This is a genomic window from Delftia sp. PX-1 (assembly GCF_055797465.1).
This window is the reverse complement of record NZ_CP184763.1, coordinates 4,094,640-4,120,444: the sequence shown is the minus strand read 5'-3', so window position 1 is coordinate 4,120,444 and position 25,805 is coordinate 4,094,640. Positions and strand designations below refer to the sequence as shown.

The 25,805-nt window shown below is 65.1% G+C and carries 23 protein-coding genes; 16 read left to right on the top strand and 7 right to left on the bottom strand.

What is annotated here, in order from left to right; translation table 11 throughout:
• Positions 1-15 precede the first annotated feature (15 nt).
• The gene (locus ACN20X_RS18880; RefSeq protein WP_473209732.1) at positions 16-1,440 is read right to left on the bottom strand and encodes a dihydrolipoyl dehydrogenase; all 1,425 of its coding nucleotides are present in this window, start codon (positions 1,438-1,440) and stop codon (positions 16-18) included.
• Between the two features lie 237 nt (positions 1,441-1,677).
• Positions 1,678-2,172: a hypothetical protein gene (locus tag ACN20X_RS18875; protein WP_473209731.1), complete on the bottom strand. Its 495-nt coding sequence runs from the start codon at positions 2,170-2,172 to the stop codon at positions 1,678-1,680.
• Between the two features lie 294 nt (positions 2,173-2,466).
• Here ACN20X_RS18875 and ACN20X_RS18870 point away from each other — a divergent pair, with 294 nt between their 5' ends.
• The 3 genes from ACN20X_RS18870 to ACN20X_RS18860 are packed head-to-tail and all read left to right on the top strand — an operon-like array spanning position 2,467 to position 4,178.
• Entirely contained in the window at positions 2,467-3,681 is a 1,215-nt protein-coding gene (locus tag ACN20X_RS18870) for an HAF family protein (protein WP_034365935.1), read from the top strand.
• Positions 3,682-3,721: 40 nt separating this feature from the next.
• Positions 3,722-3,976 (top strand): hypothetical protein, encoded by a 255-nt coding sequence (locus tag ACN20X_RS18865; RefSeq protein WP_158528272.1) that lies wholly within the window; start codon positions 3,722-3,724, stop codon positions 3,974-3,976.
• Positions 3,977-3,995: 19 nt separating this feature from the next.
• A complete protein-coding gene (locus ACN20X_RS18860) occupies positions 3,996-4,178 on the top strand; it encodes a hypothetical protein (protein ID WP_158528271.1) in 183 nt (60 codons plus the stop codon).
• Between the two features lie 348 nt (positions 4,179-4,526).
• On the opposite strand, the gene ACN20X_RS18855 is transcribed toward ACN20X_RS18860, so the two are convergent.
• Entirely contained in the window at positions 4,527-5,477 is a 951-nt protein-coding gene (locus ACN20X_RS18855) for a LysR family transcriptional regulator (protein WP_244388123.1), read from the bottom strand.
• 134 nt (positions 5,478-5,611) lie between these two features.
• Here ACN20X_RS18855 and ACN20X_RS18850 point away from each other — a divergent pair, with 134 nt between their 5' ends.
• Positions 5,612-6,595 carry a tripartite tricarboxylate transporter substrate binding protein gene (locus ACN20X_RS18850; RefSeq protein ID WP_473209730.1) on the top strand — a complete coding sequence of 328 codons (984 nt, stop codon included), beginning with the start codon at positions 5,612-5,614 and terminating at the stop codon, positions 6,593-6,595.
• Between the two features lie 10 nt (positions 6,596-6,605).
• Complete coding sequence (locus ACN20X_RS18845) at positions 6,606-7,784, top strand: M20 aminoacylase family protein (RefSeq protein WP_473209729.1); 1,179 nt, start codon at positions 6,606-6,608, stop codon at positions 7,782-7,784.
• Positions 7,785-7,805: 21 nt separating this feature from the next.
• Here ACN20X_RS18845 and ACN20X_RS18840 read toward each other — a convergent pair whose 3' ends face one another.
• Entirely contained in the window at positions 7,806-8,405 is a 600-nt protein-coding gene (locus ACN20X_RS18840; RefSeq protein WP_310042765.1) for an IMPACT family protein, read from the bottom strand.
• Positions 8,406-8,601: 196 nt separating this feature from the next.
• On the opposite strand from ACN20X_RS18840, the gene ACN20X_RS18835 reads away from it, so the two are divergent.
• The 6 genes from ACN20X_RS18835 (at position 8,602) to ACN20X_RS18810 (ending at position 15,535) form a co-directional block, all read left to right on the top strand.
• On the top strand, positions 8,602-8,772 hold the full coding sequence (locus ACN20X_RS18835; protein ID WP_016447134.1) for a hypothetical protein: 171 nt from the start codon (positions 8,602-8,604) through the stop codon (positions 8,770-8,772).
• A gap of 181 nt (positions 8,773-8,953) precedes the next feature.
• Positions 8,954-9,820 (top strand): helix-turn-helix transcriptional regulator, encoded by an 867-nt coding sequence (locus ACN20X_RS18830; RefSeq protein WP_473209728.1) that lies wholly within the window; start codon positions 8,954-8,956, stop codon positions 9,818-9,820.
• A gap of 115 nt (positions 9,821-9,935) precedes the next feature.
• On the top strand, positions 9,936-11,672 hold the full coding sequence (locus tag ACN20X_RS18825) for an FAD-dependent monooxygenase (protein WP_017403933.1): 1,737 nt from the start codon (positions 9,936-9,938) through the stop codon (positions 11,670-11,672).
• On the top strand, positions 11,669-11,872 hold the full coding sequence (locus ACN20X_RS18820; RefSeq protein ID WP_016447131.1) for a hypothetical protein: 204 nt from the start codon (positions 11,669-11,671) through the stop codon (positions 11,870-11,872). Before ACN20X_RS18825 ends, ACN20X_RS18820 begins: the two co-directional genes overlap by 4 nt.
• Positions 11,873-11,980: 108 nt before the next feature.
• Positions 11,981-12,973, top strand: coding sequence for an AraC family transcriptional regulator (locus ACN20X_RS18815; protein WP_016447130.1), 993 nt, complete (start codon positions 11,981-11,983; stop codon positions 12,971-12,973).
• Positions 12,974-13,048: 75 nt separating this feature from the next.
• Positions 13,049-15,535, top strand: a complete 2,487-nt coding sequence (locus ACN20X_RS18810; protein ID WP_473209727.1) for a YgiQ family radical SAM protein — start codon at positions 13,049-13,051, stop codon at positions 15,533-15,535.
• Positions 15,536-15,541: 6 nt separating this feature from the next.
• Here the strand turns inward: ACN20X_RS18810 and ACN20X_RS18805 are convergent, their stop codons facing one another.
• The 3 genes from ACN20X_RS18805 to ACN20X_RS18795 all read right to left on the bottom strand — a co-directional run bounded on the left by ACN20X_RS18805 (position 15,542) and on the right by ACN20X_RS18795 (position 20,678).
• The gene (locus ACN20X_RS18805) at positions 15,542-18,004 is read right to left on the bottom strand and encodes an EAL domain-containing protein (protein ID WP_473209726.1); all 2,463 of its coding nucleotides are present in this window, start codon (positions 18,002-18,004) and stop codon (positions 15,542-15,544) included.
• Between the two features lie 331 nt (positions 18,005-18,335).
• Positions 18,336-19,289, bottom strand: coding sequence for a CoA transferase (locus ACN20X_RS18800; RefSeq protein ID WP_017403937.1), 954 nt, complete (start codon positions 19,287-19,289; stop codon positions 18,336-18,338).
• A gap of 192 nt (positions 19,290-19,481) precedes the next feature.
• Positions 19,482-20,678 (bottom strand): amino acid aminotransferase, encoded by a 1,197-nt coding sequence (locus tag ACN20X_RS18795; RefSeq protein WP_016451689.1) that lies wholly within the window; start codon positions 20,676-20,678, stop codon positions 19,482-19,484.
• Between the two features lie 128 nt (positions 20,679-20,806).
• Here ACN20X_RS18795 and uvrB point away from each other — a divergent pair, with 128 nt between their 5' ends.
• The 5 genes from uvrB to iscA all read left to right on the top strand — a co-directional run bounded on the left by uvrB (position 20,807) and on the right by iscA (position 25,778).
• Positions 20,807-22,894: an excinuclease ABC subunit UvrB gene (uvrB, locus tag ACN20X_RS18790; RefSeq protein WP_133073102.1), complete on the top strand. Its 2,088-nt coding sequence runs from the start codon at positions 20,807-20,809 to the stop codon at positions 22,892-22,894.
• A 225-nt stretch (positions 22,895-23,119) separates the two neighbouring features.
• Positions 23,120-23,656 carry a Fe-S cluster assembly transcriptional regulator IscR gene (gene iscR / locus ACN20X_RS18785; protein WP_012205825.1) on the top strand — a complete coding sequence of 179 codons (537 nt, stop codon included), beginning with the start codon at positions 23,120-23,122 and terminating at the stop codon, positions 23,654-23,656.
• Positions 23,657-23,790: 134 nt separating this feature from the next.
• Positions 23,791-25,011, top strand: coding sequence for an IscS subfamily cysteine desulfurase (locus tag ACN20X_RS18780; protein WP_016447124.1), 1,221 nt, complete (start codon positions 23,791-23,793; stop codon positions 25,009-25,011).
• A gap of 43 nt (positions 25,012-25,054) precedes the next feature.
• Positions 25,055-25,453 (top strand): Fe-S cluster assembly scaffold IscU, encoded by a 399-nt coding sequence (gene iscU / locus ACN20X_RS18775; RefSeq protein ID WP_016447123.1) that lies wholly within the window; start codon positions 25,055-25,057, stop codon positions 25,451-25,453.
• A gap of 1 nt (position 25,454) precedes the next feature.
• Complete coding sequence (gene iscA, locus ACN20X_RS18770) at positions 25,455-25,778, top strand: iron-sulfur cluster assembly protein IscA (RefSeq protein WP_016447122.1); 324 nt, start codon at positions 25,455-25,457, stop codon at positions 25,776-25,778.
• Positions 25,779-25,805: the final 27 nt, after the last annotated feature.

The following is a 25,805-nucleotide window of genomic DNA, read 5'->3' as shown; positions in this document are numbered from 1 at the left end:
CTGGGCCGCGCGCGATCAATCGTCCATGGGCAAAGAATCGCAGTTGCCCAGGTCGGACGGCGGCTGCTGGGGCAGCTGGCGCACCGCGTCGCGCAAGGCGGTGCGCAGGCCCTCTTCCAGCACGGGGTGATAGATGGGCGTGCGCAGCAGCTCCTGCACGGTCAGTTGCTGCTGCACGGCCAGGGCCAGCAGATGGGCCAGATGCTCGCCGCCCGGTGCGCACATTTCCGCGCCCAGCAGCCGGCCGCTGGCCGGGTCCGCATAGACATGAAGCAGGCCCGCGTTGCGCTGCGCAGCCCGTGCACGCCCCTGGTGCGCGAAATCCACGCGGCCCACCACGAAGTCCTGGCCCAGCAGCGCCTTCATGGGCTGGCCCACGACGGCCGCGTTGGGCGAGCTGAAGACAATGGACAGCGGCGTGCGCCGCTCGAAGCAGGCCACATTCTCTGCCATGGCGTTGGTGCCCGCGATATGGCCTTCGTCCACGGCCTCATGCAGCAAGGGGCGGTCGCCATTGGCATCGCCCGCGAGGAACAGCGGCAGCTCGCCGACCTGCAGTGTCTCGCGGCTCACGGGCGGCTGCCCGTGCTCGTCCAGCTCAAGTCCCAGCGTCTCCAGCCCCAGGCCTTCCAGCTGCGGGCGTCGGCCCATGGCGGCCACCACGTGGTCCACGACGATGCGGGTGTCGCCTGCACGCACGACGATGGTGTTGTCAGGACCTTTGCTCAATTGCGCCGCGTGGTCGGTGATCACCGTCATCTCTTTCTCAAGCAGATGCCGCAATGCGTCGGTGACATTCGGGTCGGACAGGCCGGCAAGCTTCGGGCCGCGTCCCAATGCGGTGACCTCCAGTCCCAGCCGCGCCAGCGCCTGTGCAATCTCCACGCCCAGCGGACCCAGGCCGACGACGGCTACGCGCGGGCCCAGCGTCTTGCGTTCGAACAAGGTGTCGGTGGTCAGGATGCGCTTGCCAAAGCGCTTCCATTCCTCCGGCACCACGGGGCTGGAGCCTGGAGCGAGGATGAGCTTGCGCGCAGCCAGCACCTTGCCATTGACCTCGATCCGATTGGCCGCCAGCAGCCTGGCACGCCCGTCGATGGCCCGCCAGCCCAGGCCCTCCGTGGCCTTGATCGTGCTTGCCACGAACTCGTCGCGCAGCTTGCGCACGCGGCTCAAAACGGCGGGCAGGTCCAGCTGCAGCCCGCTCGCGCCGCGTATGCCGAAGGCATCGAAGTGATGGCGTGCATGGAAGGCGTTGGCCGCCTCGATCAGCAACTTGGACGGCATGCATCCCACCCGCGCACAGGTCGTCCCCCAGGGCCCGTCGTTGACGATGGCGAAATGCTCCGTGTGCTTGCGCACCTCGCGCAATGCCGACAGTCCGGCCGATCCGGCACCGACGATGATCACGTCGAGGGCGGTGGTGGGTGGGTTTTTCATGCTGTCTGATTCCTTTGACTGTGGCACCAGGTCCCGTGGAGGTCTCCGCTGCCGGTGGATGTGCCGAAAGGTGTGCCGACGGGAGTGCTGACTGAAGTGCCGACAGATGGTCGAGATGACTGCCTCGCCTGCCATGGGACATGCGTGCCAGTCTGCATGCTGGCACTCGCGGCAGTCGTAGGCGAAGGGCCGAAACCGCTGCTGGACATCCAGGGCCCGGCCCGTGCCGCGCAGGGGCTAGCCGGATGCCCAGTGTTGCCATGCCGCGCCCGTGCGGCTGCCTGATGCGCCGAAATCCGCTTCCCGCGCAAAGCGCCTGAGGGATGTCTCGGTAACCCTCAAATGGCTGACACGGCACAAGCGGCTTTGCGCTGTTTGCAGCCAGCGGCGCAGGGACCAATGAAGCTGCGCCACCATCTCGCCATGCACCTGTGCGCTGTGCAGGCGCAGGCGGCCATCGAGGATGAAGGCCCTCACCGACCGTGCAGACATCTGCAGGTCCTCGCAGACCTGCCGAAGCCCGACGCCCTCGCGGACCCGGGTGCTCAGGCCGCGCCTGTGCATCTGGCAGCGAACGGAGCGTTCGCTGCGGTCCAGCCGGCGGCAGATCACCTGCACGGGCAGGACGCCGGCCCAGCGTTCGAGTGCCAGCAGTTCTGCCGGACTCCAGCGGCGGCGAATTGCGCCATTCGGCCGTGCGCTGTCGGATGTCAGGCAGTGTGCGATTGCCATGGAAAGCTCCCATTCATATGGCGCTGCGCTGTGGCATGGCCTGAATCCCGGATGCCGATGAGACAATTATTGATGGGGGATTCTTTTGCAAGCTTTTGATTTTGTTGATTGTTTTTGTTGTTTTGATTGCTGCTCGGATGGACGGCTCCATACCGCGATGCCTATCGTGGGGCCGGGATGCGGATCACGGAAATAGCGTCTGCACCGGCGCGCATATGCCAAGCCCCATGCGGATTTCCTGTTCGGCGCCCGATTTCCATGAACGACTTCTTTGCTTTTTCAGGAGAACCCTTCATGCGCCTTCAGCCAAAGCATTTGAATTTTTCCGTTGCGTGCCTTGCGTTGCTGGCACTGCCGGCCGCGCAGGCCCTGCCCATGCAGGACGTGGGCACGTCGGCAGGTCCGCAATGCGTGGGCCTGGACATCAACAACAGCGGCCATGTCGTGGGCGCCTGTGCAGAGAGCGACGGCTCGTCCGCAGGCTTCGTGTCGCTGGCGCCGGGCAGTGCGGCAGACCTTGTGCGCCTGTCGCCGGGCCGCAACTGCAACGCGGCGGCCATCACCAACAGCGGCCAGGTGGTGGGCACCTGCCTGGACGGCAATTCGGTGTCCGTCGGCGTGTTCTGGAATGCGGCCACGCCGGCCACGGTGCAGACACTGCAGCCGCTGACGCTCGATGTGCGCAGCATGCCCACGGCATTCAACCAGGGCGGCTATGTGGCAGGCGTCAGCCTGAGCGGCAGCAACACGGCCCGCCCTGTCATGTGGCGCAACAATGAAACCACGGCACGCGCGCTGCCGGCGGGCCTGCTGGGCCTGAACAGCACCAACTGCGTGCCGTCCGATGTGGACAATTTCGTGGTGGGCGGCAACATGCCGGGCATCGTGGGCAACTGTCCCGACAACAGCGGGCATCCGCGTCCTGTCTATTGGTCTGCCGCAGTCCTGGGCGGCTATATGGCCACGGCCCTGAACCTGCCTCTCAATGCCGTCTTCTGCCGCGCAAAGACCGTCGTCAATACCCGCATCATGGGCTACTGCGATTTTGGTGCCCAGGGTGGACGCACCGTCGTCTGGCTCAACTCGTCCTCCAGTCCGCAGGTGCTGTCCATATCGTCCCCGCCCGCGCGAAACAGCGGCGTCGATCTCAACATCCTCGGCGAGGTGATTGGGCACTACCAGTTGGCAGACGGGCGCAGCATGCCCTATTACTGGAACAGCCAGACCGGTGTCATCCGCGATATTCCTCCGCTGCCTGGCGGCATGAATGCACGTGTGGTGGATATCGGTGACAACGGAACGGTGGCAGGCCACAGCGAACTGGCCGACGGAAGTTCGCACGCCATCACCTGGACCCCCTTGGGCGGCACCGTGGACCAGGGAACCCTCGCAGGCGGCGAGAACAGTGCGGCCTCGGCACTGAGCCAGGATGGCTGCTACATGACAGGAAGGAGCGAAGTCGCGCAATTGGCCACGCATGCCTTCGTGCAGAACCTGTGCACGCCATGAAGGCGCAGCCTCGTCTCACACCGTGCATAAAGGAAATACCATGAAGATGCGATATCCAAGACTTGCAACCACACTGGCAATCGCTGTGTGCGGGCTCTGGGCCCCTGCAGTGCAAGCGAACGGCATTTCATTCGAGAATTTTTCCTCCTCCAATGCGGCACAGGCTTTTTTGGGCTCATATAGTATGTTGCCCCTGATGATGGCGCGAACGAGCGAGTTGTCGAAATTGATGGAAATGATGACTGCGAATACAGGTAAAACCGAACTAATGCCACTTCAGATGATGGCGAAATGAATATGAGCATGTTTGCGGTATGAATGCGCCTGTGGTGAATATAGGCGATACCGCAATGGTGGCTTGCTACAGCGAACTGGGCGATGAAAGCTTTCGCGCCATCATCTGGGCGTCCACAGACAACGCGTGCTGTGTGCAGAATCTGTGGACTCCTGCTCGTCAGTATCAATTTAAAAACGATGAGATAAAGGGGTTGAAATGAGATTTCGATATGAAAAATCATTGTCCACTATGGTGGTATTTGGTGTTTTAATGTCCTCATCTGCGGCGCATGCAAATAATATTTATTTTTCGGAAGATGGTCTAATAAATTTGGAAAATAGCAGCCTGTATGCAAATGGTAGTTCAGTTGGAGCTGGCTTTTATCATACTTGTGGCAGTGTTTTGATATCGGGAAATAAGTTGGTGACAGCTGCTTATTGCCTTGGGTATTCCTTTAGGGAACTACATTGATCAGGGCTTGAAAGCTAACTGTCTAATTTCACATGGCTTGTTTTGCCTGCTTGCGATTTGCTTTTTGGCCATTTGATGAGTAATTACCAGCATCAAATCAGTCTGGCAATGCCATGCGGCCCGGCCTTCCGCCATGGCTGGGCGCCTGTTCCGGCGCAGGGGCATCGTCGGCCATCAACTTCCCCATCAGGCCTCGCAGGATTGCCAGCGTCGGCGCCTCGCTGCGCTGACGCAGCGTGACCAGCCCGAAGCGGGCGGTGCTGCGCATGGGCGGGTCCATGGGCAATTCGGCCAGGTCCGGGGCGACGGCGCGCACGGCCAGCAGCACGGTGTCGCTGTTGCGCGCAACGTCCACAAGGCTGGGCAACTCCTCGCACTGCAGTGTGACGAACCGCGCCGGGTGGGCCATGGCGCCATAGGTCTCCACCAGCAGCCAGGCCACCTGGTCGCTCAATGGGGTGGAGGCGACGGGGTAGCGCTGCACATCCTCGAAGCGCAGATCCCGCTGCAGGCGGGCCAGTGGATGGTCGGTGCGGCACATGAAGGCGGCGCGCATTTCGTGCACGACGTCCAGCGCAAGGTCGGGTGCGGGCCGCAGCGCGCGCAGGTCCACGACCAGGGCGTCGAGCAGGCGCTCGCGTAGCGAGTGCACCAGCAGATCGGTGCTGCCGCGCGCCACCTCGGTTCGCACGCCGGGATGGTGAACGGTCATGTGCTGCAGGAACGGCGTCATCAATATTGCGCCGGGGCCCGATCCCAGGCCCACACGCACAGTGCCGGCCGCACCCTCGCGCAATTGGCGCCCCCTGTCACGCAGCTCGTCGGCTTCAGTCACCAGGGCGCGTGCCCGTCCCAGCATCTCGCGGCCGAATGCTGTGAGTTCGCTGTGGCGGCCGATGCGGTCGAACAAGGGTATGCCCAGCTCCTGCTCCAGCGCGCGCACGCTGCGGCTGAGGGCCGGCTGTGTCAGATGCATGGCCTCGGCCGAGCGGCTGAAGGAGCCGGTCTGCGCCACCGATATGAGATGTCTGAGCTGCACCAGCGTCATGATTTTTCGCGCCCTGAAGTCTGCATGAAACTCATGCTAATGCAGCCAACAATGCATTGGACGTTCGATGACCCGGCTCCTAGGATGCCGCGTATCCGGCCGACCGAGCCGGAGCCATCCACCAAGGAGACATGATGAGATTTTTGTTCCAGCGCGTTTGGCTGACGGGCGCCGGCCTGTTGCTGAGCGCGGGCCTGGCCTGTGCGCAGAGCCCGTCCTCCAGGCCCGTGAGCCTGATGGTTCCCTATCCGGCCGGCGGCCCTTCGGACGCCATTGCCCGCATCTTCAGCGTGCCGCTGTCCAAGACCCTGGGCCAGCAGGTCATCGTGGAGAACCTGGGCGGCGTCAGCGGCGCCATGGCCGCGCAGAAAGTGCTGGCCGCTCCGCCTGACGGGCACTACGTCTTCCAGGGCTCGCCCAACGAGGTGATCCTGTCGCCGCTGGCCAATGCCGCCGTGCGGCTCAAGGCCGAGGATTTCCGCCTGGTCCATCCCGTGGCCGAGGCCGTGATGGTCTTCGTCGCTCGCAAGGACCTGGAGGCCGGCAATGTGGATGAGCTGATCGCGCTGGCCCGCAAAAGCGCCAGCCGGCCGCTGTCGTACGGCAGTGTCGGGATTGGCTCGCTCTACCACCTGATCCTGGAGAAGGTGCAGCAGGACGCCGGCATACAACTCATGCATGCGCCCTACAAGGGCAATGCGCCGCTGCTGCAGGACATAGGCAGCGGGCAAGTCGATTTCGCTGTGCTCGTCTACAGCGCAGCCATGGTCGCGCTGGCCGAGCAGGGCCGGCTCAAGATCCTGGGCCAGCTGGGGGAGCAGCGATCGGAGCTGCTCAAGAATGTGCCCACGGTGCGGGAGGGCCGGGAGCTGAAAAACTTCGCCTACAAGACTTGGACCAGCTTCCTGGTGCGCAAGGACACGCCGCAGGAGGTGGTGCAAAGGCTGCACCAGGCGATAGGCGCCATGCTCAAGGACCCGGGCGTGCGCGAGCAACTGGCCCTGCAGACCCAACTGGCCGCGGCGCCCATGTCGCTGGCCGAAGCCGCGCAGTTCTATGAGGCCGAGACGGCCCGCTACCGCAGCATTGCCCGCTCCATCCGCCTGCAACCCCAGTGAGACGCCGCACATGAACACCCTTCTGGACACTTTGCGCGGCTCGGCCGCAGCCTTCGTCGAGGTGCGCCGCGACATCCACAGGCACCCCGAGCTCGGCTTCGAGGAACACCGCACCAGCGCCCTGGTCGCGCAGCAGCTGGAGCAATGGGGATACGAGGTGGAACGCGGCCTGGGCGGCACGGGCGTGGTGGGGCGGCTGGTGCGCGGCAGCGGCCACCGGCGTCTGGGCCTGCGCGCCGACATGGATGCGCTGCCCATCACCGAGGCCAATGCCTTCGCCCACGCCAGCACGCATGACGGCGTGATGCATGCCTGCGGGCATGACGGCCATACCGCCATGCTGCTGGCGGCGGCCCGGCATCTGGCCGAGCACGGCGGCTTCGACGGAACGCTCACGCTGATCTTCCAGCCTGCGGAGGAGGGCGGCGGCGGCGCCCTGCGCATGATGGAGGACGGCCTCTTCGAGCGACATCCCTGCGACGCCATCTTTGCCATGCACAACATGCCGGGCCTGCCCCAGGGAAGGCTGGCCTTGCGCGAGGGCGCAGCCATGGCGTCCTCCGACTACGCCACGCTCACGCTCACCGGGGTGGGCGGGCATGGTGCCATGCCGCACCGCGCGGCCGACCCCATCGTTGCGGCCGCCAGCATCGTCATGGCCTTGCAGACCATCGTCTCGCGCAACATCGATCCGCTGCAGATGGCGGTGGTGACCGTGGGCGCCATCCATGCGGGCAAGGCCAACAACGTGATCGCCCACAGCGCGGTGCTGGAGTTGAGCGTGCGTGCGCTGGACCCCGAAGTGCGCAGCCAGCTGCAGCGGCGCATTCGAGAACTGGTGGATGCGCAGGCTGCCAGCTTGGGCGTGCAGGCCCGGCTTGACTGGCGGCCGGGCTATGCCGTGCTGGTCAACACGCCACAGGAAACCGAGTTTGCGCGGCGCGTGGCCCTGGAGCTTCTGGGGCCCGATCACGTGACGCTGCAGGCGCCGCCCCTGCCCGGCAGCGAGGACTTTGCCTTCATGCTGCAACGCGTGCCCGGCAGCTACCTGCTGATCGGCAATGGCCATGCAAGCGAGCAGGGCGCCTGCATGGTGCACAACCCGGGCTATGACTTCAACGACGACAACATCGCCGTGGGAGCGGCGTACTGGGTTCTGCTGGCGCAGCGGTTTCTGGTGGCCGGTTGAACTGCTTGAGCCCGGCGCATCTCATTCGCCGGGGTGGACTTCCAGCCAGCCCACGCGTCCTTGACCGCTCTCGTTGAGGCGGCCCACAAAGCCTTCAGCCTGCGACTGCGGCAGGCGCAGATCGAACTGCACCAGCGATCCATGCTCGACCTGGAGCAATTCGGCGCCTGCCGCCTCGATCTCGCGCCGCACCAGGCCTTCGAGCGCATACGGGACACTGCAGCGCAGCAATTGCATGCGCTGCAGCGTCACCTTTTCGGCGGTCAGCAAGGCCTGGGCCACGGCATCGGTGTAGGCACGGACCAGGCCGCCGGCGCCCAGCTTGACGCCGCCGAAGTAGCGCACCACGGTGGCCAGCACGCCTTCCAGGTCCTGGTGGCGCAGCACGTCCAGCATGGGGCGGCCTGCCGTGCCGCTGGGCTCGCCGTCATCGACGGCTGCCGACTGGCCGCCTGCCAGCAGCGCCCAGCAGACATGGGCGGCGCCGGGGTGCTCGCGCCATAGCGCATCGACCACGGCCTGGGCGCTGGCGCGGTCGGCCATGGGCTGCACGCAGCCGATGAAACGGCTTTTCTTGATGATGAGTTCGCTGTGCGCGGGTGCGCGGAGTGTCTGTGGCATGGAGGGCGGCAAGCTTACCCGATCGCCCCTGGCCCGGGATTTGGCTCATGGATTCATTACGCCTTTATTACGAAGCGCTACACATTTGTGAGCATGCGTACCTTGTGTTATTTCAGCTTCAGAGGGTTGCATCCAGGTTTGTCCTACAGAAATCGTGAAAGATTCGCAGTAAGCTTTCTGTCAAGGAGGCGCAACCATGAACACCCCACCTTCCCGCGATCCCGTTCTCACCGAACACACCTTTGGCCGCGATCATTTCAGTCCTCCGCCCATGGCGTTGGAGCAGGCAGGCCAGGACCATGAAGCCGCCGGTGGCGGCCTTCCTCTGGACCTGGACCAGCGCATTCGCAACGTAGGCGAATGGTGATGGCTGCAGCCGTGCAGCCAAGGGCCATCCGGCCAGGCTGAGCGGCTCCAACGACCGCCGACAGGAACGCAGCAGGCAATGGCCTCGCTGCGCTGGATTTATCATTCCAACATCTTCACCCAGGCCGGCTGCGCAATGCACCGGCCTTTTTGCATTCCTGCCACAGCCTGTTCCCGCACCCATGAGCAATGACACCGTCCGCAGCCATTGGCTGCTGGCACCTGCCTGCGCCAGCGATGCCAGCCTGCCTGTGCCGCTGGGCGATGTGACGGCGCTGCTGGAGCAGGTGGGCCGTTCCAGCGGCAGCAGCGACGAGGTGGCTGGGCAGCTGCTGCACCTGCTGGGCCGGCATGTGCCGTTGGCGCAGTGCACGATCTTTTCGTTCCAGGGGCGATCTCGGCCGCGCATCGTGGGGTTCGGGGACCGGGCACGCACAGGCGCACTGCCTTTGATTTCCCTGGATTACAGCGAGCGCTTCTATCCACTGGACGGCGCGCAGCGCGTGATGCAGGCCGAGCTGGCGCGGCAGCAGCGCAATCCCCAGGCGCCAGCGCGCGTCTGGCTCCATCGCCAGAAGCCTTCGGACGTGAGCCATCCCGAGTACCGCCGTGTCTGCTATGACCTGCCCCGCCTGGTGGAGCGGCTTTCGCTGCTGACCCTGCAGACCGGCGCACGCTGGCTGGCGGTGAATCTGTACCGGGGTGAGGAGCACGGCGGCTTTGACCCGCAGTCCATTGCACGCATCGAGGCTTTTGCTCCGCTGGTCATGCAGGCCATGCGCCTGCATTACGCGGGCCAGGCCCTGCAGGACGATCTGGCGGGCCTGGTGCTGGCGCGCCTGGCGCGGCGCTTTGCGCATCTCACGCAACGCGATATGGACGTGGTGCGCTGCGTGGTCGAGGGGCTGGACACCGAGCGGCTGGCGCAGCGCCTGGGCATCACGGTGGCCAGTGCCCGGACCTATCTCAAGCGCGTCTGCGGCAAGCTGGGCGTGCAGGGGCAGCGCGAGCTGTTTGCCTTGCTGATGGAGCCCGAGGCGCTGTCCTGAGCCTGGGGGCTGAAGGGTCCTGTCTGTCCCCATCCGGGGACATTGCCGGAGCGGGGGCTGCCTACACTGCGGCCTCACAAAGACGCAAGACGCAAGACGCAAGACGGAGACATCCATGCACCAGCCCCATGCCCAGCCGCGGCATTCCATCTACTACCGGTACCGGGTGCACCAGCCCTGGCTGCCTTCGCAGCATCCAGGGGTGCAGCGCCATCCTGTCGTCATCGTCGGCACGGGCCCTGTGGGGCTGACCACGGCGCTGGAGCTGGCGCGCCACGGCCAGCGCTGCGTGCTGCTGGAGTCCGAACTGCAGGTGTCCGAAGGCAGCCGCGCCATCGTCTTCACGCGCCGCTCCATGGAGATCCTGCAGCAGGTGGGCGTGGCCGAGCGGGTCATGGCGAACGCCTTGCCCTGGCGCTGTGGCAACTCGTTCTACCGGGGGCAGCGCGTGTTCCGCATGGAGGCGCCGCACAGCGAGGACGATCGCTTCCATCCCATGACCAATCTGCAGCAGCAGTACCTGGAGGAATACCTGGTCGATGCGGTGCTGGCCCATCCGCTGATCGAGCTGCGCTGGGGCAACCGCGTGGACCGGGTGGAGCAGGTCGGCAGCGGCGCCGCCGCAAAGGCGCGGCTGCAAGTGGACACGCCGCAAGGCCCGTATGCGATGGAGGCCGACTGGCTGGTCGCCGCCGATGGCGCCCGCTCCGGCATACGCACGGCCATGGGCCTGGTGATGGAGGGGGCGTCGTACGAGGGCCGCTTCGTGATCGCCGACATTCGCATCGACCTGCCACTGCCCACGGAGCGCCTGGCCTTCTTCGACCCGGTCTGGAACCCCGGCAACACCATCCTCATGCACCGCGAGCCGCATGGCATCTGGCGCGTGGACTACCAACTGCCTGCGGGCGAGGACGCGCAGCAGGCGCTGCAGCCCGAATCGCTCAAGGCGCGCATCGACGCGCAGCTGGAGATGATCGGCTTCGGCGGCACGCCCTGGGAAATGGACTGGAGTTCGGTCTACTCCGCCCGCGCGCTGACCTTGCCGGACTATGTGCACGGCCGCGTGATCTTCGCGGGCGATGCGGCCCACATGCTGCCCATCTTCGGCGTGCGCGGTGCCAACACGGGTTTTCAGGATGCCCAGGCCCTGGCCTGGCGGCTGGCCCTGGTGGCGCGCGGCGTGGCGCCGGTGAGGCTGCTGGACAGCTACAGCGGCGAGCGCGTGGGCGCGGCGCGCGAGATTGTCGAAGAGGCCGGCAAGAGCACGCGCTTCATGGCGCCGCCCTCGCGCGGCTTCCGGCTGCTGCGCGATGCCGTGCTGTCGCTGTCGCTCACCCAGGAATTCGTGCGGCCGCTGTACCACTGGCGCACCTCCCGGCCGCACGAATACGCGCACTCGCCGCTCAACAGCGCGGATGACGACAACCACCTGTTTGAAGCCGGCCCTGGCCATGGCGCACCGCCGCTGAACCTGCGCCTGGGGCCCGATGACTATCTGCTGGACCACCTGGGCGGTGGATTCGACCTGCTGTATTTCACCGATGGCACGCCCGTGCCTGCCCAGTGGTGCGAAGTTGCCAGGATGGCGCGCGGCCGTGGCGTGGGCCTGCGCATCGTGGCCATCTCCAGCCAGGCGGCCGCGCAGCCGGTCCAGGGTGCCGATCTGACCCTGGCCGATGCAGATGGCCGCTGCCGTGCACGCCATGGCGTGCCGGCAGGGCACCCGCCTGGTGCCGCCTATCTGCTGCGGCCCGATCAGCATGTCTGCGCGCGCTGGCTGGCGCTGGATGCCCGGCGCCTGCAATCGGCCATCGACAACGCCACCTGCACGCAAGGAGTTCCGGCATGAGCCAAGAACAGACATCACCCCACACCCTTGATATCGCCGGCCTGGAAACTGTCTACGACCAGCTGGCCACAGCCATCGACACGGCGGGCCCGCAGCGGTCCGAGCTGTTCCTGGTCAAGCTGGCGCTGCTGGCGGCCGAACGGCTGGGCAGCGCGTCCGTGTTCTCGGAGCTGGTGCAGGCGGCGCAGCAGGATCTCTAGTGCGTAGTCGCGCTCCAGGGAAAACCGCTATCGCTGTCGGGGCGCCGACGGGCCGTGGCATGGCCGGCACTGGCTAACATCGGCCCGAAAACAAGGGCCCCGCGAGCCATGGATGTACTCAGTGAAGTTCTCGATATTTGCCGCTCGGAGCGCGCCGTCACGGCGCGCTTTGCGCTGACGGCGCCGTGGAGCCTGAAGTCCACGGGCGTCACCGGCGCCATGATCCGCATGGCGCGCGGCGCGCCTTACTGGATCCAGGTGGAGGGCATGCCGGCGCTGCGGGTCGAGCCCGGCGATCTGGTCATGCTGCCCATGGGCGCCGCGCATGTGGTGGCGTCCGACATGGACGTTGCCAGCGAGCTGTTCTCGCGCATGATCGCCCGCCACGCCGAAGGACCGCGGGACGAAAATCCCCTGGTCTTCAGCCATGGCGGCGGCGGCGAGGCCACGGACATGTTTTCGGCCTTGTTGTGGTTTTCCGCCTACTGCCGTCATTCGGTATTCCGCATCCTGCCGCCGCTGATCCACATCCGGGCAAGCGACCTGCCGCTGGCCGACTGCCTGGCCACCACCATGGAGTCGCTCACGCTGGAGACGCTGGCGCGGCGCCCGGGCTGGCGCCTGTCGGCCGCGCGCATGGGCGAGCTGCTGCTGGTCAACATCCTGCGCGAGCACCTGGCGCGCGAGGCCGCCGTGGGTGAAGGCTGGCTGCGGGGCCTGGGCGATGCCTGTGTTGCGCGTGCTCTGGTGTGCATGCACCGCGAACCGCAGCGGGCCTGGAGCGTGGAGACGCTGGCCATCGAGGCCGGCATGTCGCGCACCCGCTTCAGCATGCGTTTCAAGGAGCTGGTGGGTGCCACGCCCATCGGCTATCTGACGGCGCACCGCATGGCGCTGGCCGCCCAGCAGATGGAGGCCGGCGGGCTGTCATCGGCCCGCATCGCCGAGAACGCGGGCTACGACTCGCCGAAGGTGTTTGCACGGGCATTTCGCCGCTGGTCCGGGCACACGCCCAAGGCCTGGCTGGCGCAGGAGGCCGCAAAGAGGTCGGGCTGGCAGCAGCAGGAAGGCCGTATCAGGGGGCTGGAGCAAGACCCTTGACCAGCAGGGTTGAGTGCCGAAACGTACACTGGCCGGTTCCTTCCGCACAGGCTCCCAGAAGCCGAACCGCCCATCATGAACGCCCCCGTTGACGTTTCCTTCTTCCATCGCGCCGCCAAGCCGCTGACCAGCTATCGTCCTTACTGGGCCAAGCGCTTTGGCACGGCCCCGTTCCTGCCGATGAGCCGGGCTGAGATGGAACAGCTTGGCTGGGACAGCTGCGACGTGATCCTGGTGACGGGCGACGCCTATGTGGATCACCCCAGCTTCGGCATGTCGGTGATCGGCCGGGTGCTGGAGGCACAGGGCTTTCGCGTGGGCATCATTGCCCAGCCTGACTGGCAAAGCGCCGAGGCCTTCAAGGCCCTGGGCCGGCCCAACCTGTTCTGGGGCGTGACGGCGGGCAACATGGATTCCATGATCAACCGCTACACGGCCGATCGCAAGATCCGCTCCGACGATGCCTATACGCCGGGCGACGTGGGCGGCAAGCGCCCTGACCGCGCGGCCATCGTCTACAGCCAGCGCTGCCGCGAGGCCTACAAGGACGTGCCCATCGTGCTGGGCGGCATCGAGGGCAGCCTGCGCCGCATCGCCCACTACGACTACTGGAGCGACAAGGTGCGCCGCTCCATCGTCGTGGACAGCAAGTGCGACATCCTGCTGTACGGCAACGCCGAACGCGCACTGGTCGAGGTGGCCCACCGCTTGGCTGCGCGTGAGCCCGTGGAAAGCATTACCGATGTGCGCGGCACGGCCTTCTTCCGCCGCGAGTCGGAAGCGGGCTGGTTCGAGCTGGATTCCTCCGTGGTGGACGAGCCCGGCGTGGTCGAGCCCCACATCAACCCCTACATGACCACCAGCGAGCAGGCCGAGGCCCAGGGTCAGACCTGCTCCAAGGAAGAGGGTGATGCCGACGCGAAGCCGGACGGCGCCTCGGTCGCCGCCGTTCAGACCATCCAGTTCGTGCCCAACCCGTCGCTGCGCGGCAAGGGCAAGCAGCCGCCGCGCGACAAGACCGTGCTGCGCCTGCCCAGCTACGAGCAGGTCAAGGCCGATCCCATCCTCTACGCCCACGCCAACCGCGTGCTGCACCTGGAGACCAATCCCGGCAACGCCCGCGCTCTGGTCCAGGCCCACGGCGAAGGCTTGACCGCGCGCGATGTGTGGCTGAACCCGCCCCCCATCCCGCTGACCACGGCCGAGATGGACTGGGTCTTTGGCCTGCCGTATGCGCGAAGCCCCCATCCCAGCTATGCCGACGCCAACGGCAGCCATGAGGGCGAGACCAAGATCCCGGCCTGGGAGATGATCCGCACCTCGGTCAACATCATGCGTGGCTGCTTCGGCGGCTGCACCTTCTGCTCCATCACCGAGCATGAAGGCCGCATCATCCAGAGCCGCTCCGAGGAGTCCATCATCCAGGAGGTCGAGGACATCCGCGACAAGGTCAAGGGCTTCACCGGCACCATCTCCGACCTGGGCGGCCCCACGGCCAACATGTACCGCCTGGGCTGCAAGAGCCCCGAGATCGAGGCCGCCTGCCGCAAGCCCAGCTGCGTGTTCCCCGGCATCTGCCAGAACCTGCACACCGACCATGCCCCGCTGGTCAAGATCTACCGCCGCGCGCGCAATCTGCCGGGCATCAAGAAGATCCTGATCGGCTCGGGCCTGCGCTACGACCTGGCCGTGAAGTCGCCCGAGTACGTCAAGGAACTGGTGCAGCACCATGTGGGCGGCTACCTGAAGATCGCGCCCGAGCACACCGAATCCGGGCCGCTGACCAAGATGATGAAGCCGGGCATAGGCAGCTATGACCGCTTCAAGCAGATGTTCGAGCAGTTCAGCGAGGAAGCGGGCAAGAAGCAGTACCTGATTCCCTACTTCATCGCCGCTCACCCGGGCACCAGCGACGAGGACATGATGAACCTCGCCATCTGGCTGAAGAAGAACGGATTTCGCGCCGACCAGGTGCAGACCTTCTACCCCAGCCCCATGGCCACGGCCACGGCCATGTACCACTCGGGTCGCAACACCCTCACCAAGGTGCGTCGCCAGATGCGCGACGTGAACGAGGAGTCGGTGGACATCGTGCGCGGTGAAAAGCGCCGCCGCCTGCACAAGGCCTTCCTGCGCTACCACGACCCCAACAACTGGCCGCTGCTGCGCGAGGCCTTGAAGGCCATGGGCCGTGCCGACCTCATCGGCAACGGCAAGCAGCACCTGATCCCCACCTTCCAGCCCTTGGTCGATGGCGGCTACCAGAGCGCGCGCCGCAAGAACAGCACCCAGGGAACGGGCGTGGCCGCGCGTGCCGTGGTCTCCCAGCAGGGCAAGGCCTATGCCCTCAACAAGGCCGGTGGCAAGAGTGCGGGGCCGGCCAAGGCGCAGGCACAGGCCCGCGACCCCGGAGGCGACGTGCGCTTGCGCTCCAGCCAGCCCAAGCCCGGCCGCATGCTGACCCAGCACACGGGCCTGCCACCGCGCCCTGGCGTGGGCGGCTCCGCAGGCGCTGCCGGGGCCAGCCGCAAGGCCGCGCCGGGCGGGCGCAAGCCGCGCTGAGGCGCCTCAGCCGACTGCCGGCGCCAGCGTGCCTTGCCATTCGCGGCGGGCGGCCTGGGCACCGCTTTCGAAGTACTGCGTGTCCAGCGGCACGGGCCGCGCCAGGGCAAAGCCCTGCGCGTAGTCCACGCCCACGGCCTGCAGGGCCTGGGCGATCTCCCGGCTTTCCACATACTCGGCCACCGTACGCTTGCCCAGGATATGGCCTATGCGGTTGATCATCTCCACCATGGCGTGGTTGCTGGGGTCCTGGAGCATGTCGCGCACAAAGCCGCCGTCGATCTTCAGATAGTCCACGGGCAACTGCTTCAGATAGGTCAGCGAGGACATGCCCACGCCGAAGTCGTCCAGCGCAAAACGGCAGCCCAGCGTGCGCAGGGCTTGGATCAGCCGGGTGGCGCTGGACAGACTGGCGATGGCGCTGGTCTCGGTGATCTCGAAGCACAGCAGCTGCGGCGCGATGCCGTGCGCGCTCAGCTGCGCCTGCACAAAGTCCAGCAGCCCGTCGTCGTCGAGGCTGGGGCCTGACAGATTGATGGCGCAGGTGTCGATATGGCGCAGCGCGGCCGGATGCTCGGCCAGCGTGGCCAGCGTTCTGGCGATCACCCAGCGGTCGACGGTGGGCATGATGCCGTAGCGCTCTGCTGCGGGTATGAACGCGGCTGGCGAGATGATCTGGCCCTGCTCGTCGCGCAACCGCAGCAGCACCTCGAAATGCAGGCCGCGCTGGCCATCGGGCTGCAGCGGTGCAATGCTTTGTGCGTACAGGCAAAAGCGCTCCTGCTCCAGCGCCGTGCGTATGCGCGTGACCCATTCCATCTCGCTGACGTGGCGGGTGTATTCGCCGTCGTCGCTGCGGTAGACATAGATGCGGTTGCGGCCGCGCTCCTTGGCGCGGTAGCAGGCCATGTCGGCCATGCGCAGCAGGTCCTGGGCCGACTGGACCTCGCCGCCGATGTGGACCAGTCCAATGCTCAGTCCTGTGCGCAGCACCTGCTTGCCCCAGTGCACGTGCAGGGCTTCGGCAGCCTGGCGCAGCTTTTCGGCAATGCGCAGCGCGGGCTCGGGCGGACAGTTCTCCAGAAGAACGCCGAATTCGTCGCCGCCCAGGCGGGCCAGGGTGTCTGTCTCACGCAGGTTGTGCAGCAGCAGACGGCTGACCTCGCACAGCATTTCATCGCCCGCCGGATGGCCGCAGGTCTCGTTGATGAGCTTGAACTGGTCCAGATCCATGTACAGCAGGGCTGCGGGCCGCAGCCTGTGCTGGCCCTGGTTGAGCAGGCGCTGCAGGCGGCGCTCGAATTCCACGCGGTTCTCCAGCCCGGTCAGGCCGTCATGGCTGGCATGCCAGGAAAGCTGGTCCAGATACTGCTGCTCACGCGAGACATCCCTGAGCACGATCACCGCACCTGCCGGGCGCTCCCCGCCGCCGCTGATGGCCGAGCCCATGAGCTTGACCGGCACGATGCTGCGGTCATGGCGCCGCAGCCACCGCGTGTGCTCTTCGCGCAATTGCCGACCCGACAGCAGATGGGTCAGCAGGCTTTCCGCCGTCTGGGTGGTGTCGATGCTGTTGAAATGCAGGCCCTTGGCCAGGTGCCGTCCCTTGAGTTGCTGCTCGCTGCTGCCCAGCAGGCCCAGCGCGGCAGGGTTGGCATAGTCCACCACGCCCTGGGCGTCCGTGGTGATCACGGCATCGCCCAGCGATGCCAGCGTGGTCTGGGCCCTTTCCTTTTCGGTCAGCAGGTCGTTTTGCACCTGCTGGCGCTGCTGCAGCATGCGCCGCGTATGCCAGAGCGCCACCAGGATCAGCGCCACGCCCAGCATCAGGTGAATGCACTGCAGCCACATCACCATCTGCCGGGAGCTGCGACCCAGCGAGGCGCTGAACTGCTGGGTGGCGGGTGTGACGCCGGCGTTGATCTGCTCGATCTCGCGCTTCCAGGTGATGACGTCCTCGGCCCTCACGCTTCCCACGGTGTGGCGCTGCTCTATCTCCTGCGCCAGCCGGTCGAGCTGCTGCAGGTACTGGTCGCCCTGCTTCCAGTAACGATAGGGCTCCTCCAGCAGTTCGACATGGCGAAAAGTCTGCATCAGCCAGATCAGCGCGTCGGCATCGTCCGGGTGGTTGCCTCCCAGCAGAATGCCGGCGCGCGCGTCCTTGACCCTGGCCGGCACATCGTCCAGCGCCATGCGGGCCTGCCAGTCGCCTGCAGGAACGATCATGGCCTGCTCGAAGCGCGCCAGGTCGCGCGCCGAGCCGCTGTCCACATAGCGGCTCAGGGCGTAGATGGCATCCTTCTGTGCCTTGGACCACAGGCTTTCTCCGGCCACGAAGGCGCGCACCGCAGACACAAGGTAGAGGCTGCCGCTGGCCATGACCACCAGCACCACGACCACCAGCACCAGGGGCCAGATGCGCTGCACCAGCTGCAGTACCGGCACATGGGCTGGGGGCTGGCTTTGCATAGGCGGTGGACGGAAGGGGGACCCAGCGGCGGCCTTAGGCGCTGGCGCCGATGCGCTGCAGGCCAGGCGCTGAGTGGCTAGGTGGCTGACGCATCCCGGATAGCGGGGCGGTCGATGGATGTTCTCGAACCATGGGGCTGCCTCCAGATGAGCCGATTATGGGTGTTTCCAGATGTGTTCGGGTTGTCTGGTTGTATGCGCAGCTCTGATTTAAGAGGAGCAGGCTATCGCGGTAAAGAGGGTCGTCGGCAGCAGCATGTTCATACTCAGCGGGCAGCCGCGACCCAGGCGGCTTGTAGGTCGTGCGCAGATGCTGCCTTTCGGCATTCGCCTACAAGCGGCGCGAGGCCGCTGGCTGAGCGGCGAGCGGATGCAGGGGCAGGTCGTGGCGCTCGGCCAGGTCTGCCAGTTCGGCGCAGGACAGGGCAGCCAGGAAGGCTTCCAGGGCCGCATGCGTGGCCGGGTTGCGCATGCAGGCGATGCTGCCATCGCCCGGCACCGATGCTGCTGCGCACAGGCGTGCCGCGAAATGCGGCTCCAGTGCCGCCACGGCCACCGAACCGTCGGCGCAGGCATAGACGCGATAGCCTGCGTGTGCTCCGCCCACATCTCCGTCGGGCCGGGTCAGGCCCCAGTGCCAGGGCAGGGCCAGCCATTGCGCGGCCTGTGCCAGTCCTGTTTCCTGCAGGTTGCCGTGGCCGCTGCGCTGGCGCAGCAGCCAGGCCTTGAGCACGGCCTCGCTGGCCATCAGCGCGCCAGCCATGTCGGCAAACAGGCTGGGTGGCATGGCGCCGCCCTGCACCAGGCCGGCCTCCGCCTGATAGGTCAGGTCGTGGCCGGGCACATCGGCCAGCGCACCCGCACTGCCGACGATGCGCACCAGCGACAGCTGCGGATGGCGTTGCTGCAATGAAGCCCAGTCCAGCCCCAGCTTGGCCAGCGCGGCGGGGCGGAACGAGGTCAGCAGGATATCGGCGCTGTCCAGCGCCTTGTGCAGCGCGGCCTGTCCGTCCTCGGTCTTGAGCTGTGCCTGCCAGACCGCGATGCCCTGGTGCATGTCGGAATAGGCCTGCGGGCTGTAGAGCGCCATCGGGTCCGCGCCGGCAGGCCCTGGCTGCGCAGAGGGCGGCTCCAGCTTGCTGCACTGCGCGCCCATGGCCGCGCAGCGCATCAGGGCGGCGGGACCCGGCAGGTTCAGTGCCAGGCTCAGAATGCGTACGCCGGACAGGGGCAGCCCGTCTGCAGGCGAGGAGGTGAAGGGAGTGAGGCAGGCGTGATCTGGCATGGGAATGGAGCGTCTCGTTCTTCATTCGATGTTTCGGCTGCCCGCATGATCGCACCGGTACCCGCGCAGACCTGGCGCATACCGGACTGCCAGGATGCAAAAACCGCCCGCACAAAGAAAATGCCGCCAGGGCAGGGAGCGCTGGCGGCATGCCTTGTCACCCAGCGCAGGGCCAGGTGGCTGGGGTGGCGGTCAGACCACCTTGGCGATCGACTGGCAGACGTAGTCGATATTCTTGCTGTTGAGCGCGGCCACGCACATGCGGCCCGTGTCCGTGCCGTAGACGCCGAACTCGGTGCGCAGGCGCACCATCTGGTCCTTGCTCAGGCCGGAGTAGCTGAACATGCCGATCTGCGTGGTGATGAAGCTCATGTCCTGCTGGACGCCGGCAGCCTTCAGGCCATCCACCAGCTTCTGGCGCATGGCCTTGATGCGCACGCGCATCTCGCCCAGTTCCTTTTCCCACAGTGCGCGCAGCTCGGGGTTGTTCAGCACGGCCGCCACCACGGCGCCACCATGGGTGGGTGGGTTGGAATAGTTGGTGCGGATCACGATCTTGAGCTGGCTCAGCACGCGGGCCGCCTCTTCCTTGTCGTTGGCGACCACCGACAGTGCGCCCACGCGCTCGCCGTACAGGCTGAAGCTCTTGGAGAACGAGGTCGAGACGAAGATGTTCAGGCCGGCGGCCACGAACTTGCCGATCACGGCGCCGTCTTCGGCAATGCCGTGGCCAAAGCCCTGGTAGGCCATGTCAAGGAAGGCCACCAGGCCCTTGGCCTTGACAGCGGCAATCACCTGGTCCCACTGCTCGGCCGTGATGTCGTAGCCGGTCGGGTTGTGGCAGCAGGCGTGCAGCACCACGATGGTGCCAGGGGCCGCTGCGTTCAGGTCGGCCAGCATGCCTTCGAAGTTCACCTTGCGGTTGACGGAATCGTAGTAGGCATAGGTGCCCACCTCGAAACCGGCGTTCGTGAAGATGGCCTTGTGGTTTTCCCAGCTAGGGTCGGAGATCAGCACCTTGGCAGCGGGGCTGATCTTCTTGAGGAAGTCGGCGCCGATCTTCAGGCCGCCGGTGCCGCCGATGGCCTGCACCGTGGACACGCGGCCGGACTTGACGACGTCGGACTCGGCGCCGAACACCAGGCCCTTGACTGCGGCATCATAGGCAGCGATGCCGTCGATGGGCAGGTAGCCGCGGGCCGTGGGCTTGTCCATCATCGCCTTCTCGGCGGCCTGCACGCATTCGAGCAGGGGCAACTTGCCGTTGTCGTCGAAGTACACGCCCACGCCCAGATTCACCTTGCTGGGGTTGGTGTCGGCAGCGAACTGCTCGTTCAGACCCAGGATGGGGTCGCGGGGGGCCATTTCGACGGCGGTAAACAGAGACATGAAGCGTCCTTGGGATGTCTTGGGAGGTGGAAAAAACGCGGCTAGCCCCAAGCTGCGGTAGGCTTTCGGGTTAACCCATGAATTCTAGCGATCTCGCCGGCCGATACCCACTTTTGCGAACCCACGTCATGCACGAAGTCTCTGATTCCTCTCCAGCACCCGAGGCCTCCGGCCAGTTCGTGCATTTCGCGGACTCCCCCTTCGAGCTGTTCCAGCCCTATCCGCCGGCCGGCGATCAGCCCGCCGCCATTGAAAAGCTGGTCGAAGGCATCCAGGACGGCGAATCCTTCCAGACCCTGCTGGGCGTGACGGGCTCGGGCAAGACCTTCACCATGGCCAACGTGATCGCCCGCCTGGGTCGTCCGGCCATCGTCTTCGCACCCAACAAGACACTGGCCGCACAGCTGTACAGCGAGTTCCGCGAGTTCTTTCCCAAGAACTCCGTCGAGTACTTCGTCAGCTACTACGACTACTACCAGCCCGAGGCCTACGTGCCCCAGCGCGACCTTTTCATCGAAAAAGACAGCGCCATCAACGAGCACATCGAGCAGATGCGGCTTTCGTGCACCAAAAGTCTCATGGAGCGGCGCGACGTGGTCATCGTGGCCACGGTCTCGGCCATCTACGGCATCGGCGAACCCGAAAGCTACCACCGCATGATCATGACGCTGCGTACTGGCGACCGAATCAACCAGCGCGACGTCATCGCGCAGCTGATCCGCATGCAGTACCAGCGCAACGACCAGGACTTCAGCCGCGGCAAGTTCCGCGTGCGCGGCGACACCATCGATGTCTTCCCCGCCGAGCATTCCGAGCTGGCCATCCGCATCGAACTTTTCGACGACGAGGTTGAAAGCCTGCAGCTGTTCGACCCGCTCACGGGCCGCGTGCGCCAGAGCATTCCGCGCTTCACTGTCTACCCCAGCAGCCACTACGTCACGCCGCGCGACAAGGTGCTGGCCGCCGTGGAAACCATCAAGCTGGAACTGGCCGAGCGGCTCAAGCAACTGGTGGGTGACGGCAAGCTGGTCGAGGCCCAGCGCCTGGAGCAGCGCACGCGCTTCGACCTTGAAATGCTCACCGAGGTCGGCCACTGCAAGGGCATCGAGAACTACACGCGCCACCTCTCCGGCGCAGCCCCGGGCGAGCCCCCCAGCACATTGACCGACTACCTGCCCAGCGACGCGCTCATGTTCCTGGACGAGAGCCACCAGATGATCGGTCAGCTCAACGCCATGTACAGCGGCGATCGCTCGCGCAAGACCACGCTCGTGGAATACGGCTTTCGGCTGCCGTCGGCGCTGGACAACCGGCCGCTGAAATTCGAGGAATTCGAGCGGCGCATGCGCCAGGTCATCTTTGTCTCGGCCACGCCGGCAGACTACGAAAAAACCCACTCAGGTCAGATCGTGGACCAGGTTGTGCGCCCGACGGGGCTGATCGACCCCGAAATCGAAGTGCGCCCGGCCACCAACCAGGTGGATGACGTGCTGCAGGAAATCCGCCTGCGCGTCGAGCGCGGGGAGCGTGTTCTCATCACCACGCTCACCAAGCGCATGGCCGAGCAGCTCACCGACTACCTGAGCGAAAACGGGGTCAAGGTGCGCTATCTGCACTCCGACGTGGAGACGGTGGAGCGCGTGGAGATCATTCGTGACCTGCGTCTGGGCGTCTTCGACGTTCTCGTGGGCATCAACCTGCTGCGAGAGGGCTTGGACATCCCTGAAGTCTCGCTGGTCGCCATCCTCGATGCCGACAAGGAAGGCTTTCTTCGCGCCGAGCGAAGTCTCATCCAGACCATCGGCCGCGCAGCACGCAACCTGCACGGCAAGGCCATCCTCTACGCGGACAGGATCACGGAGTCGATGAAGAAGGCCATCGGCGAGACCGAGCGCCGCCGCGCCAAGCAAATGGCGTTCAACGAGGAAAACGGCATTGAACCCAAGCAGATTGTCAAGCGGGTGAAAGACCTGATTGATGGTGTCTACAGCGAAAAAAGCGGCAAGGAAGCGGAACGTCTGGAGGCCAATCAGCTCGAAAGAGCGCGTGTCGAGGACATGTCCGAAAAAGATGTGGCCAAGGAAATCAAGCGTCTGGAGAAGCAGATGCTCGAACATGCGCGCAGCCTGGAGTTCGAGCAGGCGGCGCGGGTGCGCGATCAGCTGGCACTGCTCAAGGAGCAACTGTTCGGAGGCTCTTCCGCGCAGGTTTCCTGAGGCGGTGCCTTGTCTGAAGCCTGTTGGCTCTTGTTACCCGACAAAATTGATGGGGAATGTGGTACACTCAGGGTCAACACTCAACAACAACAAAAACTTCGATGAAAAGAAGGGCTCTGAACCTTTTGAACAGGACGGAGTAAGGGCGGAGACTGTGCCCAACTCCAGTCAAATCGCTGGAGCGGGTGTTTCTGTAACGTACAAGCCTGACTGAAGGAGCTCGTAATGCGTCTCACCACCAAAGGCCGTTTTGCGGTCACTGCCATGATCGATCTGGCCCTGCGCCAGAACAATGGGCCTGTTACGCTGGCTGCCATCAGCCAGCGACAGCAGATTTCCCTGTCGTATCTCGAACAGCTGTTCGGCAAGCTGCGCCGCCATGAACTCGTCGAGTCCACCCGTGGACCCGGCGGCGGCTACACGCTGGCCCGCAAGGCTGGCGACATCACCGTGGCCGACATCATCGTTTCCGTTGACGAGCCCATTGACGCCACTCAATGCGGCGGCAAGGAAAATTGTCTGGGCGAAGCTGGCCGCTGCATGACGCATGAACTGTGGGCAGCATTGAATCAGCGCATGGTCGAGTTCCTCGATTCCGTGACGCTGCAAAAGCTCGTCGACGAACAATTGGCCAAGGGCATCCAGATCGAGGACAAGCCCGTAGTGCGTCGTGCGATTTCCACGGCTCCCGTGGTCAAGCCCATCCGCGTGAATGCACCGAACTCGGTATTCGCGCTGGGCAACGCCTTCGCCAAGTCCTGATCGACTTTTGACACCCTGAGGGCAGGGCGCCGCTGCGCATGGCTGTGTGGCGCGGTGCTGCCCGCCCGGATGGATTCACCGGAGTTCATCGCCTTCCCGATTTTTGCCAGCCGGAACTTTGATAAGAGCCAGTCATGGACATGACCCCGCATTTCCCCATCTATCTCGACTATGGCGCGACCACTCCCGTGGACCCTCGCGTGGTGGACGCCATGATTCCATGGTTGCGTGAGCACTTCGGCAACGCTGCATCGCGCAGCCATGCCTGGGGTTGGGAGGCCGAAGAGGCCATCGAGAAGGCCCGCGGCCAGGTGGCGGATCTGATTGGCGCGGATCCCCGTGAAATTGTGTGGACCAGTGGCGCGACCGAGTCCATCAATCTTGCCATCAAGGGTGCGGCGCACTTCTATCAAGGCAAGGGCAAGCATCTGATCACGCTCAAGACCGAGCACAAGGCCGTGCTCGACACCATGCGTGAACTCGAGCGCCAGGGGTTTGAAGTGACCTATATGGACGTGCAGCCTGATGGTCTGCTCGACATTGAGGCCTTCAAGGCCGCGCTGCGTCCCGATACCATCTTGGTGAGCGTGCTCTTCGTGAACAACGAAATCGGCGTCATCCAGGACATTCCCACGATTGGCGCGCTGTGCCGCGAGAAGGGCATCCTGTTCCATGTGGATGCCGCGCAGGCAACGGGCCGCGTGGAGATCGACATGTCCAAGCTGCCGGTGGACCTGATGAGCATGACCGCGCACAAGACCTATGGCCCCAAGGGCGTGGGTGCCCTGTATGTGCGCCGCAAGCCACGTGTGCGTCTGGAAGCTCAGATCCACGGTGGCGGCCATGAGCGCGGCATGCGCTCGGGCACGCTGCCTACGCACCAGATTGTCGGCATGGGCGAGGCCTTCCGCATCGCCAAGGAAGAGATGGTCGAGAGCAATGCCAAGGCCTATGCGCTGCAACAGCGCCTGCTCAACGGTTTGAAGGATCTGGAACAGGTCTTCATCAACGGCAGCATGGAGCACCGTGTGCCTCAGAACCTGAACATGAGCTTCAACTTCGTCGAAGGCGAGTCGCTCATCATGGGTATCAAGGGGCTGGCAGTGTCGTCGGGCTCCGCTTGCACTTCGGCCAGCCTGGAGCCCAGCTATGTGCTGCGTGCCCTCGGCCGCAGTGACGAGCTGGCGCACAGCAGCCTGCGCATGACCATCGGCCGTTTCACGACCGAGGAAGAAATCGACTACGCGATCAGCACCATCCGCACCAATGTGGTCAAGCTGCGCGAACTCAGCCCGCTGTGGGAGATGTACAAGGACGGCATCGACCTCAGCACCATCCAGTGGGCGGCGCACTGAGCGTCGGCCGGCACGCGAATCAAGTATTGAAGAGGTAGACATCATGGCTTATTCCGACAAAGTGGTAGACCACTATGAAAACCCCCGCAACGTGGGTTCGTTCGACAAGAGCGACGAATCGGTGGGCACCGGCATGGTCGGCGCGCCTGCCTGTGGCGACGTGATGAAGCTGCAGATCAAGGTCAACCCCGAAACCGGCGTCATTGAAGATGCCCGTTTCAAGACCTATGGCTGTGGTTCGGCAATCGCCTCGTCTTCGCTGGTGACCGAGTGGGTCAAGGGAAAGACGCTGGATGAAGCGGCTGCGCTGAAGAACAGCCAGATCGCCGAAGAACTGGCCCTGCCTCCCGTCAAGGTGCACTGCTCCATCCTGGCCGAAGACGCCATCAAGGCCGCAGTGGACGACTACCGTGCCAAGCGCACTGCGGTGGTGGCCGCCTGATATGGCGATCTCGCTGACCGAGTCCGCGGCCCGCCATGTGAGCCGCTACCTGTCGCGCCGCGGCAAGGGCATCGGCGTGCGCCTTGGGGTCAAGACCACGGGCTGCTCCGGCCTGGCCTACAAGCTGGAGTATGTGGACGAACAGTTGCCCGAGGATGTGATCTTCGAGGACCACGGCATCAAGGTGCTGGTCGACCCCAAGAGCCTGGCCTATATCGATGGCACGGAACTGGACTTCGTGCGTGAAGGCTTGAACGAAGGCTTCAAGTTCCACAACCCCAACGAGCGCGATCGCTGCGGCTGCGGCGAGAGCTTTCGCATCTGACCGGCATTTGCCGGGGGGGCCAGGCTC